This is a genomic window from Neolewinella maritima (genome assembly GCF_923081025.1).
In the GTDB taxonomy this organism is placed as follows: domain Bacteria; phylum Bacteroidota; class Bacteroidia; order Chitinophagales; family Saprospiraceae; genus Neolewinella; species Neolewinella maritima.
In genome coordinates, this window is sequence record NZ_CAKLPZ010000007.1 from 14396 (window position 1) to 29507 (window position 15112).

General features: G+C 54.1%; 26 protein-coding genes. 15 read left to right on the forward strand and 11 right to left on the reverse strand.

Features of this window, described 5'->3' with window-relative positions:
• The first annotated feature begins 28 nt into the window (after positions 1-28).
• From MJQ68_RS17530 to MJQ68_RS17600, 15 genes are all read left to right on the forward strand, one after another.
• Positions 29-343 (forward strand): hypothetical protein, encoded by a 315-nt coding sequence (locus MJQ68_RS17530; RefSeq protein WP_238752467.1) that lies wholly within the window; start codon positions 29-31, stop codon positions 341-343.
• A 168-nt stretch (positions 344-511) separates the two neighbouring features.
• Positions 512-802 (forward strand): hypothetical protein, encoded by a 291-nt coding sequence (locus MJQ68_RS17535; protein WP_238752468.1) that lies wholly within the window; start codon positions 512-514, stop codon positions 800-802.
• Positions 802-1206 carry a hypothetical protein gene (locus MJQ68_RS17540; RefSeq protein ID WP_238752469.1) on the forward strand — a complete coding sequence of 135 codons (405 nt, stop codon included), beginning with the start codon at positions 802-804 and terminating at the stop codon, positions 1204-1206. The genes MJQ68_RS17535 and MJQ68_RS17540 overlap by 1 nt, the downstream gene beginning before the upstream one ends.
• Before the next feature lie 132 nt (positions 1207-1338).
• Entirely contained in the window at positions 1339-1608 is a 270-nt protein-coding gene (locus MJQ68_RS17545; protein WP_238752470.1) for a hypothetical protein, read from the forward strand.
• A 319-nt stretch (positions 1609-1927) separates the two neighbouring features.
• Entirely contained in the window at positions 1928-2314 is a 387-nt protein-coding gene (locus tag MJQ68_RS17550; RefSeq protein ID WP_238752471.1) for a hypothetical protein, read from the forward strand.
• Between the two features lie 12 nt (positions 2315-2326).
• A complete protein-coding gene (locus tag MJQ68_RS17555) occupies positions 2327-2989 on the forward strand; it encodes a hypothetical protein (RefSeq protein ID WP_238752472.1) in 663 nt (220 codons plus the stop codon).
• Complete coding sequence (locus MJQ68_RS17560) at positions 2989-3825, forward strand: PD-(D/E)XK nuclease-like domain-containing protein (RefSeq protein WP_238752473.1); 837 nt, start codon at positions 2989-2991, stop codon at positions 3823-3825. The genes MJQ68_RS17555 and MJQ68_RS17560 overlap by 1 nt, the downstream gene beginning before the upstream one ends.
• A 567-nt stretch (positions 3826-4392) precedes the next feature.
• Positions 4393-4857 (forward strand): hypothetical protein, encoded by a 465-nt coding sequence (locus tag MJQ68_RS17565; RefSeq protein WP_238752474.1) that lies wholly within the window; start codon positions 4393-4395, stop codon positions 4855-4857.
• A 142-nt stretch (positions 4858-4999) separates the two neighbouring features.
• Positions 5000-5581, forward strand: coding sequence for a KTSC domain-containing protein (locus MJQ68_RS17570; RefSeq protein WP_238752475.1), 582 nt, complete (start codon positions 5000-5002; stop codon positions 5579-5581).
• Positions 5582-5782: 201 nt separating this feature from the next.
• Positions 5783-6601 (forward strand): hypothetical protein, encoded by an 819-nt coding sequence (locus MJQ68_RS17575; RefSeq protein WP_238752476.1) that lies wholly within the window; start codon positions 5783-5785, stop codon positions 6599-6601.
• Positions 6602-6661: 60 nt separating this feature from the next.
• Complete coding sequence (locus MJQ68_RS17580; RefSeq protein ID WP_238752477.1) at positions 6662-6856, forward strand: hypothetical protein; 195 nt, start codon at positions 6662-6664, stop codon at positions 6854-6856.
• 298 nt (positions 6857-7154) lie between these two features.
• On the forward strand, positions 7155-7637 hold the full coding sequence (locus MJQ68_RS17585; RefSeq protein WP_238752478.1) for a YopX family protein: 483 nt from the start codon (positions 7155-7157) through the stop codon (positions 7635-7637).
• A gap of 51 nt (positions 7638-7688) precedes the next feature.
• Complete coding sequence (locus MJQ68_RS17590) at positions 7689-7988, forward strand: hypothetical protein (RefSeq protein WP_238752479.1); 300 nt, start codon at positions 7689-7691, stop codon at positions 7986-7988.
• Positions 7989-8118: 130 nt separating this feature from the next.
• Positions 8119-8427, forward strand: coding sequence for a hypothetical protein (locus tag MJQ68_RS17595; protein ID WP_238752480.1), 309 nt, complete (start codon positions 8119-8121; stop codon positions 8425-8427).
• An 849-nt stretch (positions 8428-9276) separates the two neighbouring features.
• Positions 9277-9519, forward strand: a complete 243-nt coding sequence (locus MJQ68_RS17600; RefSeq protein ID WP_238752481.1) for a hypothetical protein — start codon at positions 9277-9279, stop codon at positions 9517-9519.
• On the opposite strand, the gene MJQ68_RS17605 is transcribed toward MJQ68_RS17600, so the two are convergent.
• The 11 genes from MJQ68_RS17605 to MJQ68_RS17655 form a co-directional block, all read right to left on the reverse strand.
• Positions 9498-10727 carry a metallophosphoesterase gene (locus MJQ68_RS17605; protein WP_238752482.1) on the reverse strand — a complete coding sequence of 410 codons (1230 nt, stop codon included), beginning with the start codon at positions 10725-10727 and terminating at the stop codon, positions 9498-9500. The two genes, MJQ68_RS17600 and MJQ68_RS17605, sit on opposite strands and share 22 nt — an antisense overlap.
• A gap of 77 nt (positions 10728-10804) precedes the next feature.
• Positions 10805-11170: a hypothetical protein gene (locus MJQ68_RS17610; protein WP_238752483.1), complete on the reverse strand. Its 366-nt coding sequence runs from the start codon at positions 11168-11170 to the stop codon at positions 10805-10807.
• 50 nt (positions 11171-11220) lie between these two features.
• On the reverse strand, positions 11221-11862 hold the full coding sequence (locus MJQ68_RS17615; protein ID WP_238752484.1) for a hypothetical protein: 642 nt from the start codon (positions 11860-11862) through the stop codon (positions 11221-11223).
• A gap of 3 nt (positions 11863-11865) precedes the next feature.
• Positions 11866-12702 (reverse strand): peptidoglycan recognition protein family protein, encoded by an 837-nt coding sequence (locus MJQ68_RS17620; RefSeq protein WP_238752485.1) that lies wholly within the window; start codon positions 12700-12702, stop codon positions 11866-11868.
• Positions 12702-13061: a hypothetical protein gene (locus tag MJQ68_RS17625; RefSeq protein WP_238752486.1), complete on the reverse strand. Its 360-nt coding sequence runs from the start codon at positions 13059-13061 to the stop codon at positions 12702-12704. The genes MJQ68_RS17620 and MJQ68_RS17625 overlap by 1 nt, the downstream gene beginning before the upstream one ends.
• A gap of 2 nt (positions 13062-13063) precedes the next feature.
• A complete protein-coding gene (locus MJQ68_RS17630) occupies positions 13064-13558 on the reverse strand; it encodes a hypothetical protein (RefSeq protein ID WP_238752487.1) in 495 nt (164 codons plus the stop codon).
• Positions 13559-13645: 87 nt separating this feature from the next.
• On the reverse strand, positions 13646-13819 hold the full coding sequence (locus MJQ68_RS17635) for a hypothetical protein (protein ID WP_238752488.1): 174 nt from the start codon (positions 13817-13819) through the stop codon (positions 13646-13648).
• Positions 13819-14346, reverse strand: coding sequence for a hypothetical protein (locus MJQ68_RS17640; protein WP_238752489.1), 528 nt, complete (start codon positions 14344-14346; stop codon positions 13819-13821). Before MJQ68_RS17640 ends, MJQ68_RS17635 begins: the two co-directional genes overlap by 1 nt.
• Positions 14340-14510, reverse strand: a complete 171-nt coding sequence (locus MJQ68_RS17645; protein ID WP_238752490.1) for a hypothetical protein — start codon at positions 14508-14510, stop codon at positions 14340-14342. Before MJQ68_RS17645 ends, MJQ68_RS17640 begins: the two co-directional genes overlap by 7 nt.
• Positions 14510-14758 (reverse strand): hypothetical protein, encoded by a 249-nt coding sequence (locus MJQ68_RS17650; RefSeq protein ID WP_238752491.1) that lies wholly within the window; start codon positions 14756-14758, stop codon positions 14510-14512. The genes MJQ68_RS17645 and MJQ68_RS17650 overlap by 1 nt, the downstream gene beginning before the upstream one ends.
• Before the next feature lie 18 nt (positions 14759-14776).
• Positions 14777-15109, reverse strand: a complete 333-nt coding sequence (locus MJQ68_RS17655; RefSeq protein WP_238752492.1) for a hypothetical protein — start codon at positions 15107-15109, stop codon at positions 14777-14779.
• Between the last annotated feature and the right edge of the window lie 3 nt (positions 15110-15112).

Below are 15112 nucleotides of genomic sequence, written 5' to 3' on the forward strand. Positions count from 1 at the left end.
GGGCGTGTCAAGAACTTTAACCCTGCTAATGGCTCTACTTCGCCCGGTTGTCGTGGTTGAGTTATTATGCGCAGTTTTATTTAATATGGCAAAGTCAAAACAAGATCATCTCAACGATTTAGCTTTAGTAGCTTTTGAAATGGATGAGAAGTGTCAAGAGATAGACAAAAGGACATCTCAACTAAAAAGGATGGCACAACTTGCTCGTGCGGGCAAAAAGGAAACGGAAGAGTACAAAAACATAGAGTGGGAGAGTAAGCAGCCCGCCGTCTTTGATTTTGGCGACAAAATGGAAGACTTGCGCAAGATCGTTAAGCGCCTTAGAAAATACAGCTTTTCTTAGTTGCGCCCAATGTGAGTGCCGGCGACGTGCGCAGCATGTACGCTGGCGCGGTATTGGGCGAGGTAATTTTTATCTTTTTTCTCTTTTGGCTTGCATATGTGAACACAAGGAGCGTATATTTGTATTATAAGGGAACGGGCGATGTTGCCCACCTTAAATAATCCAACCATGCAGACCGCTACTTTCCTCTCCGCCCCCATTACCGCCCCCATTACCGCCGCCAACGCTAACGGCCGCACCTTCACCGCCACCGCTTTCGATATGCAGGAACTAGGTTGGGACTTCGAGAATGACGGGTACACCAACGTTGCCGACGACACCCCCGTTACCATCTACGTGCACGAAGACGGCAGCACCTACATCGAGCTGCACAACGTGAAGCGCGAAACCGGCGACGATGCTCAGACCATCGCCGATCTTGAAACCCTGCGCGGCGCTCACCAACTTGAAGAAGCCTAATGAAATTCATCATTCGCGTGACGGACCTCGCCAGCCCCGGTGAGGTCCGTCACTACTCCAATCTGAAGTTGGCCGTGGTAGACATCGAAAGTCCCTACGACCAGACCTACCGCTCCGCTATGAAGGCGAAAAAGGCGGCAGCGAAGAAAGAGCACCCGCAGGATCACCTACTGGAGGGCTACAAGAAAGGCTACCCCTTCGTCTCTGGCGGATGTCGCTTCGACGCCATTCCTGTGTACGAAACCTCGGACTGCTTCGAGCGGGACGAAGATTGGTCGGACGACGGCACTACCGTATCGGACGGCCTTGGAACCGTTGCGCCTGCCAATTGCCCATTGTGCGGGGCAGAGATGCAAGTCATTCGACCCGGCGACATTCGCTGTTCTGCGGAGTGTCAGGGTTGATTGCCCCCCAATACCCAGCTACCCGCAGCCCTAAAGTTGCCGGGTAGCGTCTATTGGGCTTCCAACAAACACCATCCCACATTTCACCACTGCCTTTCACATTAAATAAGATGTGGTGGCTAAATCACAGACATGAGCCACACCAAAGTTAAAACACAATATGCCAGCGAGGGGCCGCATGCAATTACAGAAGACCTCACCCTATACTGTCACCATAACCACACCTGCGACTGCACCGTCTTCTACGATGCGGATGGTAAGGCTACGCAGATGGTATTCAATGAATGGGAGTCCGGCAATGATTTATGGGATGCCATGTTGAGGCTCATGCATCCGTACAAAGATGAATGGGGCGGTGAATTGAAGGAAGGGGTGGAACACTATAAGGAAGTCGGCGATTAGCTAATCTACACACCCTCCCCTACCCCGCTCCTCCCCAGGCAGCGGGGTATTTTTTTGCAGAGACAGTGTATAAAGTTTGCAGGTGCGAACTATGGAGTGTAACTTTGGTGAACATCAAACAACCCACTATGTCCCTGCTGACCTACCTCGCACTTGTTCCCCTGGCCTGTTTAGGCATGTGGAGCTTGTTCCTCTTAGTACAGCCTAGCAGCGGACGGCAACGGCAATAACCTATACTATCATTCATTCACAGGCGGTCCTGTCAAACTCCGCTTAGGGGCTGGCTATGTCGGTCAGCCCCGCTAAACATCAAACAATTATGCAGAAGAATTACACGCCCGGGCCTTGGATGGTCGAGGGAACACACAAGTCCAGTATCAATGCAGGGGAGCACGGGCATCTTGCCGAAGCGATCGTGCCAACACTAGTTGGCACCCGCTTTTCTGAGGCGGTTGAGGTACGCACTGCTAATGCTAAACTCATGGCTGCTGCGCCTGACTTGGTGGAAGCTATCATCGACATGGCTGAAAGCGAAGCCTACAATATGCACTACCGGAAAGGGGCAGATCACTACGAAGAGTTTGACGCTGACTTTCATAAGGAGTGCCGGCAATTCGCTGAAGACCACTGGGAATCGCGTCTGGCGTCTATTCCCCGTGCCGCCCTCACCAAGGCCGGAGTGCTCACCACCATCACAACCGATTAAATCAAACGAGCTATGTCACAAGCACTAACTACCCACACGGCTGCCCTTCCCGTTATTGAGGGGGGCGCAATGGAGAACTTTTACCAGCTACTCAACCGGCAACCCCCGGCGGACGCGATCAACATCAACAAGCTGGCCGGAGGCGCGAAGTACCTGCCCATCCCCTTCCTGGAAATGAAGCTGGATGAACTGTACTATGGCCTGTGGACCTCCGAGACGACCGACACTAAAGTGGTAGGCAATGAGTACGTCGTCACCGTCCAAGTCGCCGTATACCACCCCGTAGCGCGGCAGTGGATCACCCGCACCGGCATCGGCTCTGTCCCCATTCAGCAAAAGAAGGGGGCCAGCATTACGGACCTGGATGCGAAGTACACCAACGCTCTACAAAAGAACGCTCCGGCAGCTAAAGCCTTTGCGTTCAAGAACGCGGTGAAGGGTTTTGGCACCATCTTTGGGCGTGACCTCAACCGGGCGGAAGACGACATCCCCGACTACGTGCCAGGATCTACGCAGGTGGCGGTAGAAGAAAGCAAGGCCGAAAAAGCCATGGCAGCAATCGCTGAGGCAGATTCTACGACGCTGGGTAAGCTCTACCTAAAGCACAAGTCCCTTCCCGGCATCCCTGCTGCAATCATGGCCCGCCGCAAGGAGCTATCAAGCCAGTCCGCCTAATGGTACGCACGACCTACGAACACGCCGACGAACTGATCGCAGCGATTGAGCGCCGGGAGATCACGCTGAGTTATTCGAGCATCAAGAAGTTCATGGAAAGCCCGCGGCACTTCGTGGACTACAAGCTGGAAAAGCACGAACCCACCCCCGCCATGCAGGAAGGAAAGTTGGTAGACTACCTACTGACGGAGCCGGAGCGCGTACCCCTGGAGTTCGCCGTACTGCCCCCGGACTGCTCGTTAGGCTCTAAGGTGGGGGTAGAAGCCTACGCCGAGTTTCTGGGCATTGACGTTCCTGCATGGAAGGACCGGTCGGAGGTAGTGAACGCTGCCCTAGAGATGGACACACGCACCTTCATGACTACGGAGGCCATGGACCGATGCAAGGTCATCGCCGAGGCAGTACACACCAACCCGGCTAGTCGCTGGATTGTAGAGGCGGAAGGGATCAACCAGCATCGGCTATCCTTCGAGGCGTTCGGCTGGACGTGGCGGGGTGCGCGCGATAAGTACGTACCCGAAATGTTCATCGCGGACTACAAGAAGACGTCTGATGCTACCCCGCGTAGGTTCCACCGGCAGATGTTGGCCCTGCGCTACCCCCTTCAGGCAGCACTCTACACCATTGGTCCGGGCGAAAACTTACCCTACTTCCTGGTGGCTTACGATAACGACGCACACGTAAGCGTCACCGAGCTAACGGAGGTAACCATGCGCCAAGCCTGGGACGGCCTAGAGCGCACCATGGACGCCTTCGAGCGGTGCATTGCGTTGGGGGAGTGGAACAAGTCGTATGACTTTTGGCCCTCGGAGGACTTTGGCATTTACACGTATTAACGAACCGGCCAAATAACCACCAATGGACGCCACAATCACCCCACCATTCCCGCAAACGGACAAGCAACGAGCTAACAGTGTCACGGTCAGAAAGCTACTTACAGCGAAGCACGACAGCCTAGGGCTATGCCTTGTCCCCACAGCGTTCGGCCTGTCATTGGACGCCAATTGTGCGGCATGTCAGTACATCCACCGCCTGACCGGCTGGCCTATGACGCAGGGCATGGAGGAAAAGGTGTGCATGGAGTGCGGGAGTAACCGGAATATGAACGGGGAAGGCTGGCGGTGTGATAACTGCGAGTTTCCCGAGACGGATGAATATTAACAAACCAGCGGCTACGGCTGCTTAAAACTAGAATGATGAAACACTACATTGAAATAATCCGCTATGAAGACGACCAAGTTGTTAAGCGTGTAGACGTTAGCAACCGGACGGAAACTGCCCGCGACAGGGTAGAGAATGGTATGAACATCAACCTTAACCACGCCCAGTATTATACCAGCGGCCGAGAATCGGAGGTTGAGCTTCCCTTGAACGGAGATGCGAAGGCAACTACTACCTAACCCATGCCCACCACCCTAACCTATACCGGAAAGGTCACCAACGGACTGATCGACCTACCCAAGCGGCTACGCAAGGAGGTTCACGCCAACTTTGAGGGTAAGCGGATCTGCGTCACCTTCAAGGCAGAAAAGCGCCAACGTAGCAGCCAGCAGAACCGCTACTATTGGTCGGTCGTCATTCCCTACGTGCTAGACGGGTTCATCGACCTGGGCAACGACCTACAATCCAGCAACGCAGAGCACCAGGAATGGGTACACCACGCTATGAAGCGACTTCACCTCAGTAACGGTATCGAGGTCGCCGACATGAACGGGGAGTTGGTCACACTTCCCCCTAGCACGAAGCGACTATCGACGGTGGAAATGATGGAGTACATCGACTGCATTGTACGCTGGGCAAAAGACTGCTTAGACGTGACCATACCGGAGGCCAACGAACAGGGTGCCTTCGCATTCCTAGAAGCATAGTATTGTTTGATGTCGGGGCTACGGCCCCCTATTTTCCGACCCTGCCCTAACCGGTGGGGTCTTTTTTTTGTAAATCATAGTGCGTAAAGTTTGCAGGGGCCAACTATGGAGTGTATATTTGTACTACATCAAACAACACACCATGAATATTCCCACTACCCTCGACTACTGCTTCTCTAACGGTATCGCTAAGACCAGCCTGGACAGCAAGACTTACACCCGCACTACTTCTGATGATCTCGCTGACTACCTGGAAGACAGCAAGGGCTACGACTTCGGGGATGACCTGGATGTAACTACGGTCTACGCAGAGGCCGGCGACGACAACGGTTACATCACTACCACCACCTTCGATGAAGTAGTAGAGGACATGACCGAAGCAGACTGGTACGGCTACTGTCTGTGGCTGGAACGCCGCGAAGTAGCTGCTGAAGCCCTACGCCAATCTGCTGCCCGCGATATGCAGCCTGCTAGCCAGCGTAGCCTCCCCACGATACTTCAACCGGTAGAAAGCTCCATGATGAGCCACATGGGTTACCTACGCGCTGCCTACACCCTGTTCGTGCAGTTTCACGACGGCAGCCTATACGCCTACTTCGGCGTCCAGCCCGAACAATGGGCAGCACTCCGCGCCACCAAAAGCAAGGGCCAGTATATGCGCCTGTACATCTTCGACATTCACGCAGCTTCCCGGGTATCTGACGGTTTCCCCGTAGCTGCTTAAGAGCATGGTTTTCAAGTAGAGAGACATTTTCCACCCCCGGCGTATGGTCGGGGGTGCTTTTAACCCCGTAGCTGTCCGCACGGGGTCGGGGTAGTAAAACGAACGACTATGAGCGAATTTAAGCAAGGTGATCGGGTGTTGGTGCGGGATCGCGACCACCAGGACTGGGTTACCGCAACGTATGAGCGATACCTTAGCCGCATGACGTGGCCGCACCGGGTAGCTAAATCAAACGGGCTAGAAGAGGGCTTCCGCTACTGCAAGCTAGACCCCGCCTACCAAACCAAGGCCCTCACCATGGCAGACCTGGAAGTGGGTATGCAGGTCCGGGTCCGGGGGGATTTGAAGGTAGGGCGGTACGGAGGCGACGTTTTTACCCCGAAGATGCGCCCCTTTCTGGGGCAGACCCTCACTGTCGAGTCTAAAAGAGATACCAAGGTCACGGTTATAGGTAGCCACTACAACTGGACCCCCGAAATGCTAGAGCGCATCACCCCCTCCGAAGCAACGCACACCGAAGCAACCCACACCCTAACCCCCGAACAACTCGCCGAAGGGCTACGGCTAGTCTGTAAAGGCTGGCAGGTGAAGATCCTAGGTTGGGCGTTTGCGGGCGACCACAACGCGCCTAGCTTCACGGCGGAGCAGGTCGCAGAGCTACGCGCTACGGCAGAGAGCGACGAACAGCGGGCCTTCCTTAACCGGGTGTTCGGTAAGGCTCCCCAGGTAGCGCAGAGCATCCCGGAGTTGGTGGCTGCTGCTGTGAATAAGTTGGGGGATAGTGATGCGTGGGGGAGCGGCGGATTCGCCTATGATTCCGGCTATGTGAAATCAACACAAGGTTATGCGAATGAAGAGTACACTCTAGGGGCCTACCTGCTATTGGCAGACGTAGACCGTCACAATACCGTTTCGACCTTCTACACTAACCCCAAACACAACGGCGCATGGTTCAACATCCGCGTCCATGACGAAGCAGCTTTTCGCACCTTCCTCCAAGAGATCATCGCCAACGACTAAGTTTATTCTGAGAGATTCCACCCCCGGTTGTGATTGGCTGGGGGTGCTTTTTAACATACCATGCAACAAACAGACCTACACCCCCAGCAGCGCATCCAGCCCATCGGAGGGGGCTGCATTCGCATCGTTTTAGCAGTGCGTGACATACGCCCCTTGGCTATTGGCTGGGGCATTGCCTGTCGCTACGAGAACGCGCCGAATAGCCGTAATTTCCTGACTTCGATTGAGTTGCAGGGCTATGAGGTATTGGATTAAGACACTATGACACACAAATACCACTTCAAAATCTTCTTTTTCACCGCCCTGTTCCTCTCCGCGCTCGTACTGGCTGCGGGGTGGGTGTGGGGGTTAACTGATCTGCTGTGAGCAACGGAGTAATAACTATGGCCGTTCCTGAAAGCTGTTGGCTGTATCCATACATCGACTACGAGGTGGAGTACGACGATCAAGTGATTAGGATAGACGGGCACGAGTACCCTAATGATAACTACCATGGAAGAGGCTACGTCCGAGGCGTCTCTGACTACGACAGCTTAATTCAACTCCAATAGCTATGAACCGCACAATCAAATTTCGAGGCAAGCGGGTGGACACCGGGGAGTGGGCGCACGGCGACTTGCTCTCCCAGCACACTTGGCAAATCCTATCCGAAGACAGCTATTTTCACGTAGTAGACTCTGCTACTGTGCAACGCGGCACGGGAATCGAGACAGAGAAGGGGCGGGAGATATTTGAAGGCGACGACGTTTACTACTACTTCTTCTACGATTGCGAAGGAGAGTGTGAACTCGAGGTCGGCGGAACAGTCGTGTACATAGATAGGCAGGAGTCCACAGGCAAACTGGTGGGGTGCTTTGCTCTACTATTCGACACATTGCATGACTGGCAACGCGTCACGGGCGAGACTGACATTGACTATGAAGACATGCGATTAATTCCGATCCCTTTCGCGCAGTTGCTTGGGCACGAGCTGTCCTTCACTCTGAAATCGGAACGTCACGTCACCGGCAACATCCACGACAACCCCATCCCCTAACCACCGCACCCAACGCCACCGTGCGGGGTGTTTACGCTACAATAGATTGATATGAATGATGAGAAGATGAAGAGTAGCCAGCCTGACGCGGATATTGACGATGCCACTTTATTGGGTGCTGTTTATTTTAACGGCGTCATGATATTTGATAGCGAAGGCAACGCTATTGATGGCGTCGAATACTTTGACGAAGAAGGGGATTTGAAGCCGGAACTGTATTTGACCATGGACGAAAATTACACTAAGTTTCCAGTAGATAGCGACATCGTACTTATTCAGCACGCAGAGTTATTTGCTGGCGAAACTCATGGAAATTACGGTGCCAAAACTCTTTACAGAAGGGCGAAATAGCGACCCAATGCCGGTGGCTGCGAAGTTGCCGCCGTCAAAAAACATCAAATCACTAATTAACCTTATGCGGCAATTTGCGCAGCCACAGTATTATGGCTAGGCGTTGTCGGGGTTGCAGATCATTCAGATTATGAAGCTTTCAAGAATTAAACCAGACACAGTTACTACGAGCCCGCCGTTAGATGCCGCTGGTGTACTCCTAAACAAGGTGCTATTCGACATCGAAAAGGCAAAGGCTAACGCTCTCCGGGATGCGATAGATAAGCTAGAAATTCCATTTACTGAAGCTGTGAAACGCGTCACTGTCCGAAAGTTTACCGGCCGGTCGTACCAGGAATTTGTTTTAGACGATGGTCTTGACACTGAAATGATCATCATGAAATTTAACATCAGCTCACAACCTGGACAGGTCGGGAAGATTGTCATCGAATCTATCTGATCTGCAACCCCGCAGCGCTTAGACATAATGTTTGCAGCAACGCAGGCTGCCCACCGTCACACAACAATTCACTAACCAGCCCTACGGGCAGCTTGACGGTGCTGCTTTATTGGGCGCTTTACATCTACTTATGAGCACCGAAGATCGGCTCGAGATAGCAAACAAATTCATAAAAGCGATTGCGTCTCACGGACGTAGATTTTTCTACAATAAAAAGGATGACTTCACGGGTCACTTCATCATGAAGGGGTGGCGCATCTACTTCGTAGACGATTACACCAAGCGCGAAATATATCTGCATGACCCCTATTGGAATCGGGGGTTTACAAATGGAGGCACGTGTCGAGCGATAGTCAACTCACTCAAAGAATATATTCAGGGGCGGCAAGATTTACCGCTAGGCCACTTAGGTCCGTGGCCCCAATGGGTAAACCATGGAGACCTATGGGGGTACGGGGCAGAGGAAATGGATAAGGTCCGGGCTGAATGCAGCAACCTTGTTCCTGACCTTATGGGTAGACGCCGTGCGTAGCATGGACGACTAGCTAGTATTGGGCGCAGTATCAGACCATCAGTGGGAACTACCCCCTGCCCGCAATAGGCTGAGCATGAAAAAGGTCAACGTTCATGTATAATCCAAGTGACCGCCTAAGATTTGCGGCTCGGGCTAAATTGCTAACGTGGTAGTCTTTGTCTGATATTGCGCCCAATACCCAGCTACCCGCAGCCCTAAGGTTGCCGGGTAGCGTCTATTGGGCCTACGCTGTATCCAAACTTACCACACAGCCTCTATCAACTTTAGATAACTTAACAATGAATCGTAAACAGCAAAAGCTAATAGTTGGAGGTGTGAAATCCACGCCCGGCTACCCTACCCAAATATTCGATGCAGCGCACAACCATATTGCAGACGTAGAGGTACGTTCCTGGGGCAGGCTTCAGTACATGGAGGAAGGGGACAAGATGCACGCTCAGTTGTCGGCCTTTATACAGGATGCTATTAATGAGAAGCTGGCGCGCATGGAATCGTTTGATCTAAGCGAGTACGTCAGTGAGCGAAGCAATCTAGCCTACGCTGCCGCATCCAAGTGATCTATCCCCCTACCCGACCGGCGAATGATGGTTAGCCCTGCTGTACTGTGCCGTCCAAGACTAGCAGAGTACGCCCCACCGGTCACTAGGGGTGGTACAGTGATTTTGCGAACGTTGCTCTCTTCCAGGCAGGTGGTATTCTCCTGAATGGCGTGACGGTAGCCCTTAACCGTCTTGCGGCTGTGGTTGTGGCCTTGTAGCAGGACGTTGTACAGGTGCTGACTACCATATTCTAGGGTCAGCGCCAACATATCTCGGCTACTCAATCCTTTATCCCCATGCGTCAGGATGTACTGCACCCCGTCAATAATAGGGTTAAGCAGCTTGTAGTCGAAGTGAACCGGAACGGCCACCGTCATATCCAGTAGGTCAGCTACCATCTTTGCGGCCTGCCCATCGGGGTCCAGGTCTTTCTTCATGGACGTACGGTCATGGTTACCGGCTACGAGGTAGACGGCCTTCACGTTGCGAATGCGCCCGATCAGTTCGGTGCGAATCAGTTCGGTTACGCCCCTGACTGCTTCCCAGCCGTATTCCGACAGGTGTTTCCATGTGTCAACATGATTAGTTCCTGAGAAGCTTTCAATGAAGTCGCCAAGTAAGCACACATGCACCTCCTCATACCCCATCACATTTACCCGATCAGCCACCCGGCGCACCGTATCGGTCAGGGTGTCCACGTTGAAGGGGTCGTTCTTATAGTCGCCCTTGTAATCCATGCCGAAGTGAAAGTCAGCTAGGGCCACTACACCCACTCCGCTCCCCTGTGCTGCCGGTCGGGGCGTTCGCTGTGCAGATAGGCGGTAGGCGTCCATGAGGCCCGCAAAAACGTCCTCTGCGGCTTGTTCGCGCTGTTTGAACCAGAGCTTAACTTGATACCTCCCCGCCCAATGATTCCACACCCACTTGTCTAGCTCCCATACGTCAAGGTCGGCCCGGGATTGAGTGAGTGCGTCTTCCAGGCAGGTGGGTGGGTTGTCTACCGTGAATACTTCCTTCGCCGTCCCCTTACCTATGTCTGTTTCCATCTGCCGGCCATCATCGCTGACGTGGTGGCCCTCGATCATACCGGATAGCTTACGATACCCTGCGACCTCCTTACGCGCTGTCTGAAGGCTTGTATACACCCCGGCTGCGACTAGCTCCTCGGCAACGCGCATGGTGAGGGTGTTGGAGGCCAGGAGGGCTTTGATTTGGGGCTGGGTCATGGGACAGGCATTAAAAGCCCCACCCGGCGCGAACCGAGCGGGGCCAACAATCAACTATGAACAAACACACTATGCACTTAGGCGGTGGGGGTATCGGTCTTGATGAGTTCGGCAATACCGTCCGACAGGGTAATCAGACCGGACAGGATCTTCTTGTACGTAGCGTTGTCGATGCGCTGACCGGCACGGGCCAGGATCTGCGCGTTCTCATCATCCGACCGGTCCATGAACTCATCATCCAGGTCAGCGGCCTTGCTGACTACGGTGGTGAGCGTACCCATGAGGGCAGGACCGGCAGTGAAGAGGATACCGGCATCGGTCACGTCTACTTTGCCGTCTGCGCTGACTTTCTTGTAGCCGTCGTAGAGAATGTTTGCCGTGTCGATCACAGCTAGGATGCCGTCAATACCGTAGGCTCCGTTGGGGGAAATCAATTCTTGCATTAGAATAGGGATTTAAGTGCTCCGGGAAACTGCCCGGTCAGATTAGATTTTTATAGCGGTGTTGCCACGCCCTTAATGCCGCGAAAGTTGCCGCGCACGTATACCGCCCATTTGGTGACGCGCCAGTACTGCTTCGAGCCGTCCGCTGCGATGGTGTAGAGTGAATCGTCTACGTAGGGCTTTCCTGACCGTTGGACCATTACATCAGTTTGCTCGTACTCCGCAGCAGCTCTTAGGGCTTGAGGGTGCTCCCGAAAAACCTCGGACCACGACTTGCCGATTGCATCTTCCCGCGTAATCCCGTAGGGCCGCAGGATGAGGTCCACGAACACGTCATTTACCTCATCAATGTGGAAGTACTTTGTGAGCCGCCAAATAGCCACAGGTGCTGACTTATCGCCCGCACTGGCTTCTTCGAGCTGTACGGTCAGCCGCGCGATCTGAAGGCTCTGTACGTCGGCGCGTGTTTCCAGGCGCACGACCTGCGCTTCTAGCTTTTCGTACTGCCGCTCTGCGAAGTCCATACGAACGATCCGGTCCTTTGCGTCCTGCTCCCGCGATTCGCGTATCCACGTCCGCGCTTCCGGGGCCAGGATATAGGCTAAAATGATGAGTACAAGCGCAATTAACCCGGCTAGTCCCCGGTTCGAGAAGATGTTTAATGCGCCGTCAATGATGGATTTGAATGGCATGATTTATATATGTGGCACCCATTCGCGGGTGCGTTGGTCAATTTCGTTAGCTAGTAGGCCCGCAGCAGTGTATACGATGGGGACTTCCGGGATGGGGCGGGCGACCGGCACGACAGTTTTCTTCGGGGCCAAGCGTTGCAGCATGGCGATGTACTCCGGTTGTGGGTGGCAGTCCGATTTGTCTGCCCGGTACGAGACGTGCGACCAGATACCGGCAACTCCGGCCAGGGCGCGGGGGGACACGTCCCACTGGTCCTCCATGTAGTTGGTGGGGATTTTGTGGGTGAAGCAGTGGTAGCGGAGGCGTTGCTCTGCGGACTGTATTTGGGCAGGGGTAAAGTTCTCGTAGTAGTGGAAGCCCCGAAAGCCGTCCGGGTAGTAGGTGACGCGACCGGCTGGTATGCGGATACGGTTCACCCACTTGCTTTGCTGGTAGGTGGGTACAGCCGTCCAAAACATACCGCCGCCCTCGGGGGCAGGCTCTAGGGGTCCGAGTCCGTCAATCTCAATGCCGATGCTGTGCTGGTTGAGCCACCGGTTGATATTGGGCAGGCCAAAACGCCGGAAGTCTGCTGCCCGCGCACCAATATGATGCGCCCAAAACGCAGGGGGGAAGCCCTGGAAGATGTCGCCATTGCCACCGATTAGGTCCGCCGTACCGAGATTATATCCCTTGGCCTTTCGCGTAGCTATCCAGTGACCGAAGTCACCGCTCACCCCGTCATCGTCCCGGTGCTCGCTTGATGGCGACACGGTGAAGTGCGTAATAGCTTGCACCTTGGCGTACACGGTTTCGTAGTGCGGGCCTTCATAGGTGGTTATGACGGGCGGTGACTGCATTACTCTACTTTGGATTTAGGGGCGTCCGGTGCTACGCGCCATACGGCTCCGTCCTGTAATTCGTCCTTCCACTGTTGATAGGTGGCCTGGTCGATCTCGCCGTCGCGTAGCATATCGAGGTATTCCTTATGGGCATCCTCAATGTTCTTACGAAAGCGTTTATCCGCCTTACGTGCGCGGCGTACCTCCCGGCGTTTCTCCCGGCGTGCTCTGCGCTTTGCTCGACGTTCCAATACTTCGGGCGTCGGGTCCACTTGGTTCATAATGGCGTCTACCACCCTGGGAGCAAGCAGGGCGATCACTTTCCAGGTGTCGAAGCCGAGATCTGGTAGGGGGAGTTCTGTGCGTTGGTATGCCATAGTTATTTCTTGGGAATGATTTTGGCAGGCCAGCACCCATTCCGGGGCACCCGGAATAGTAGCGTGTCGCCGAAGCTATTTAGGGTGGTGTCATACCCTATGAAATTCGTCTGCTGGAGCTTCGGCGGGTTGATTTGAATTGGGGCATCTCCGCCCTGACGATTCATCGTAATCACGCGCCCCCGTTTTTCGCTGGGCACTTCTGACAAATCAATCCCGTATATCTTCACCACCCGTGGGTCACCTTTCAGCACCTCCGCGTGGGCCAACATTTTTGCTTCAGTGGCAAAGCTTGCGGAAAGGTGCTTTTCTTCTTTTCGCACACAAGCTATTGATTTCGTGTACGTAGGCTCTACCACCTCCTGCGTTACGGGGTCGATGTACGGTTTTGGTGTTGGGCATCCTCCCATTACTGTGTACTCCACGTCCCATTCAATAGTGTACTGCGCGGGCAGTGTGAAGGGTAGAGCGAATAAGGCGATTAGTAGGTATTTCATAGTTCGTTTTTTATTCTTTATCAAATAGCCCCTTAAAGACAGGCGGGGTAAGCATCAGCAGGATGAAGGCGATGAGTAGGTAGGCCATCAGTTGTCTTTTGCGTTATCCAGGTCTTCTACTTCCACGTCGTATTCCGCCTGAGTGATCTTGCCGCGCTTCAGCTTTTCGGCCAACCGGCGAAGGCGTTTAATGCGCTTGCGCTCAAAGTGCTTTTCTAGCTTATCGGCTCCGGGGAATGCGTCGTGTACGTTGCCTAGCATTAGTGGGTGGATTGAATGGAGTACAGCACCCCGGTATTGGGGCTATTTTGGTTACCACCAAACCAGGGGCCGATCGGTAGCTGGAAGGGCTGGGGGTCGAAGTCGAGCACGACGGCAGCTTCTGCAATGACGTAGCGGGCTGTCCCCTGGTGGAAGTGGCAGTCAATAGTGACCTCTTCCCCGCTCTGGAAGGTGCCTAGGCGTTCGGCCTCAAAGCCGCCCTGTTCATCGTTCACGTAGGCGGCGATTTCCCACGTTCCTACGACCTCACCGGGGCGAAAGACTACCAGGGCAGCACAGTGGTTATTGAGCCACGTAGACGGCTTCCAGATGCTTAGGGTGGTAATCCCTCCGGCCTTGTTCCAGTCCTTTCCGTCCTTTGCTAGGGGGCCGCGCACGGTGGGGTCGAACCAACTCCCTGCGTCGAACGATAGGGTCAGCGTGAAGCCCTTCCCCGTGCGACAGAACCGTTTTGCATAGCCGGGGCGGTAGTTGTGGCTGCCTTGTTTGACGGTGCGCTTTACCATTGGAGGAAGGCTAGGTAGGCGAGGCCGAGAGCAAGGACAGTGAGGCCGACGACCGGAGCCATATTGTCGGGCTTATTGAACGTGGTGTACAGCGTCCGCACGATGTAAATAATGGCGATCACGCAGACGGCGATCAGTACGTAGTTATAGGGGGTAGGTAGCATTATTCAGGATTGATGGGTGAAAGGATGGGGCGGCGGTCAGTACGCAGCAGGGATACCTTAGGCAGGGTGACGGGAATGGTATCTACCTGCTCCTCCCACTGCACCACGTCCGGCGTTAGCCACTCCCGGCCTTCGGGCATGATGTGGGTGGTCACCTTGGGCAAATCCCCGTCCTCCAAAAAGAAGGCCCCTTGCGCCACCATAGGCAGCGAAAGGATATACAGCAGGGTGATTAGTGCGTATTTCATAGGTGGTGGATTTATGAATTATTCAAGCCGCCAGAGAATGACGGTATCCGGCTGGGTTTGCAGGGGTTCGGAAACCACTTGCCGGCAGCGTTGACAGGTGCCAATTCGCGTATTGGGATTTTGATATACTTGCAGGGTTACGGTATCATTTTCAATTAGCGTTGGCTGGTAGTCCAGGAGCGTGACTTGTGCGTTGACCAAAAGGTGACCGCGCTCCTGGCATACGACCTGCTTCTCTGCTACCTGCGTGACTGTAAGAGTATCGAGCAGGGGAGATTCTACAGTTACGTCTACTACTTGCGCCAGTAGGGGCGTGGAGGTAAGTAGGGCTAGGTATAGGAGGTATTTCATTAT

What these genes read in the sequence shown, in the direction of transcription:
- MJQ68_RS17530 (WP_238752467.1), top strand. Translation starts at nt 29, where the DNA reads ATGGCTCTACTTCGCCCGGTTGTCGTGGTTGAGTTATTATGCGCAGTT.
- MJQ68_RS17535 (WP_238752468.1), top strand. Translation starts at nt 512, where the DNA reads ATGCAGACCGCTACTTTCCTCTCCGCCCCCATTACCGCCCCCATTACC.
- MJQ68_RS17540 (WP_238752469.1), top strand. Translation starts at nt 802, where the DNA reads ATGAAATTCATCATTCGCGTGACGGACCTCGCCAGCCCCGGTGAGGTC.
- MJQ68_RS17545 (WP_238752470.1), top strand. Translation starts at nt 1,339, where the DNA reads ATGAGCCACACCAAAGTTAAAACACAATATGCCAGCGAGGGGCCGCAT.
- MJQ68_RS17550 (WP_238752471.1), top strand. Translation starts at nt 1,928, where the DNA reads ATGCAGAAGAATTACACGCCCGGGCCTTGGATGGTCGAGGGAACACAC.
- MJQ68_RS17555 (WP_238752472.1), top strand. Translation starts at nt 2,327, where the DNA reads ATGTCACAAGCACTAACTACCCACACGGCTGCCCTTCCCGTTATTGAG.
- MJQ68_RS17560 (WP_238752473.1), top strand. Translation starts at nt 2,989, where the DNA reads ATGGTACGCACGACCTACGAACACGCCGACGAACTGATCGCAGCGATT.
- MJQ68_RS17565 (WP_238752474.1), top strand. Translation starts at nt 4,393, where the DNA reads ATGCCCACCACCCTAACCTATACCGGAAAGGTCACCAACGGACTGATC.
- MJQ68_RS17570 (WP_238752475.1), top strand. Translation starts at nt 5,000, where the DNA reads ATGAATATTCCCACTACCCTCGACTACTGCTTCTCTAACGGTATCGCT.
- MJQ68_RS17575 (WP_238752476.1), top strand. Translation starts at nt 5,783, where the DNA reads ATGACGTGGCCGCACCGGGTAGCTAAATCAAACGGGCTAGAAGAGGGC.
- MJQ68_RS17580 (WP_238752477.1), top strand. Translation starts at nt 6,662, where the DNA reads ATGCAACAAACAGACCTACACCCCCAGCAGCGCATCCAGCCCATCGGA.
- MJQ68_RS17585 (WP_238752478.1), top strand. Translation starts at nt 7,155, where the DNA reads ATGAACCGCACAATCAAATTTCGAGGCAAGCGGGTGGACACCGGGGAG.
- MJQ68_RS17590 (WP_238752479.1), top strand. Translation starts at nt 7,689, where the DNA reads ATGAATGATGAGAAGATGAAGAGTAGCCAGCCTGACGCGGATATTGAC.
- MJQ68_RS17595 (WP_238752480.1), top strand. Translation starts at nt 8,119, where the DNA reads ATGAAGCTTTCAAGAATTAAACCAGACACAGTTACTACGAGCCCGCCG.
- MJQ68_RS17605 (WP_238752482.1), bottom strand. Translation starts at nt 10,727, where the DNA reads ATGACCCAGCCCCAAATCAAAGCCCTCCTGGCCTCCAACACCCTCACC.
- MJQ68_RS17610 (WP_238752483.1), bottom strand. Translation starts at nt 11,170, where the DNA reads ATGCAAGAATTGATTTCCCCCAACGGAGCCTACGGTATTGACGGCATC.
- MJQ68_RS17615 (WP_238752484.1), bottom strand. Translation starts at nt 11,862, where the DNA reads ATGCCATTCAAATCCATCATTGACGGCGCATTAAACATCTTCTCGAAC.
- MJQ68_RS17620 (WP_238752485.1), bottom strand. Translation starts at nt 12,702, where the DNA reads ATGCAGTCACCGCCCGTCATAACCACCTATGAAGGCCCGCACTACGAA.
- MJQ68_RS17625 (WP_238752486.1), bottom strand. Translation starts at nt 13,061, where the DNA reads ATGGCATACCAACGCACAGAACTCCCCCTACCAGATCTCGGCTTCGAC.
- MJQ68_RS17630 (WP_238752487.1), bottom strand. Translation starts at nt 13,558, where the DNA reads ATGAAATACCTACTAATCGCCTTATTCGCTCTACCCTTCACACTGCCC.
- MJQ68_RS17635 (WP_238752488.1), bottom strand. Translation starts at nt 13,819, where the DNA reads ATGCTAGGCAACGTACACGACGCATTCCCCGGAGCCGATAAGCTAGAA.
- MJQ68_RS17640 (WP_238752489.1), bottom strand. Translation starts at nt 14,346, where the DNA reads ATGGTAAAGCGCACCGTCAAACAAGGCAGCCACAACTACCGCCCCGGC.
- MJQ68_RS17645 (WP_238752490.1), bottom strand. Translation starts at nt 14,510, where the DNA reads ATGCTACCTACCCCCTATAACTACGTACTGATCGCCGTCTGCGTGATC.
- MJQ68_RS17650 (WP_238752491.1), bottom strand. Translation starts at nt 14,758, where the DNA reads ATGAAATACGCACTAATCACCCTGCTGTATATCCTTTCGCTGCCTATG.
- MJQ68_RS17655 (WP_238752492.1), bottom strand. Translation starts at nt 15,109, where the DNA reads ATGAAATACCTCCTATACCTAGCCCTACTTACCTCCACGCCCCTACTG.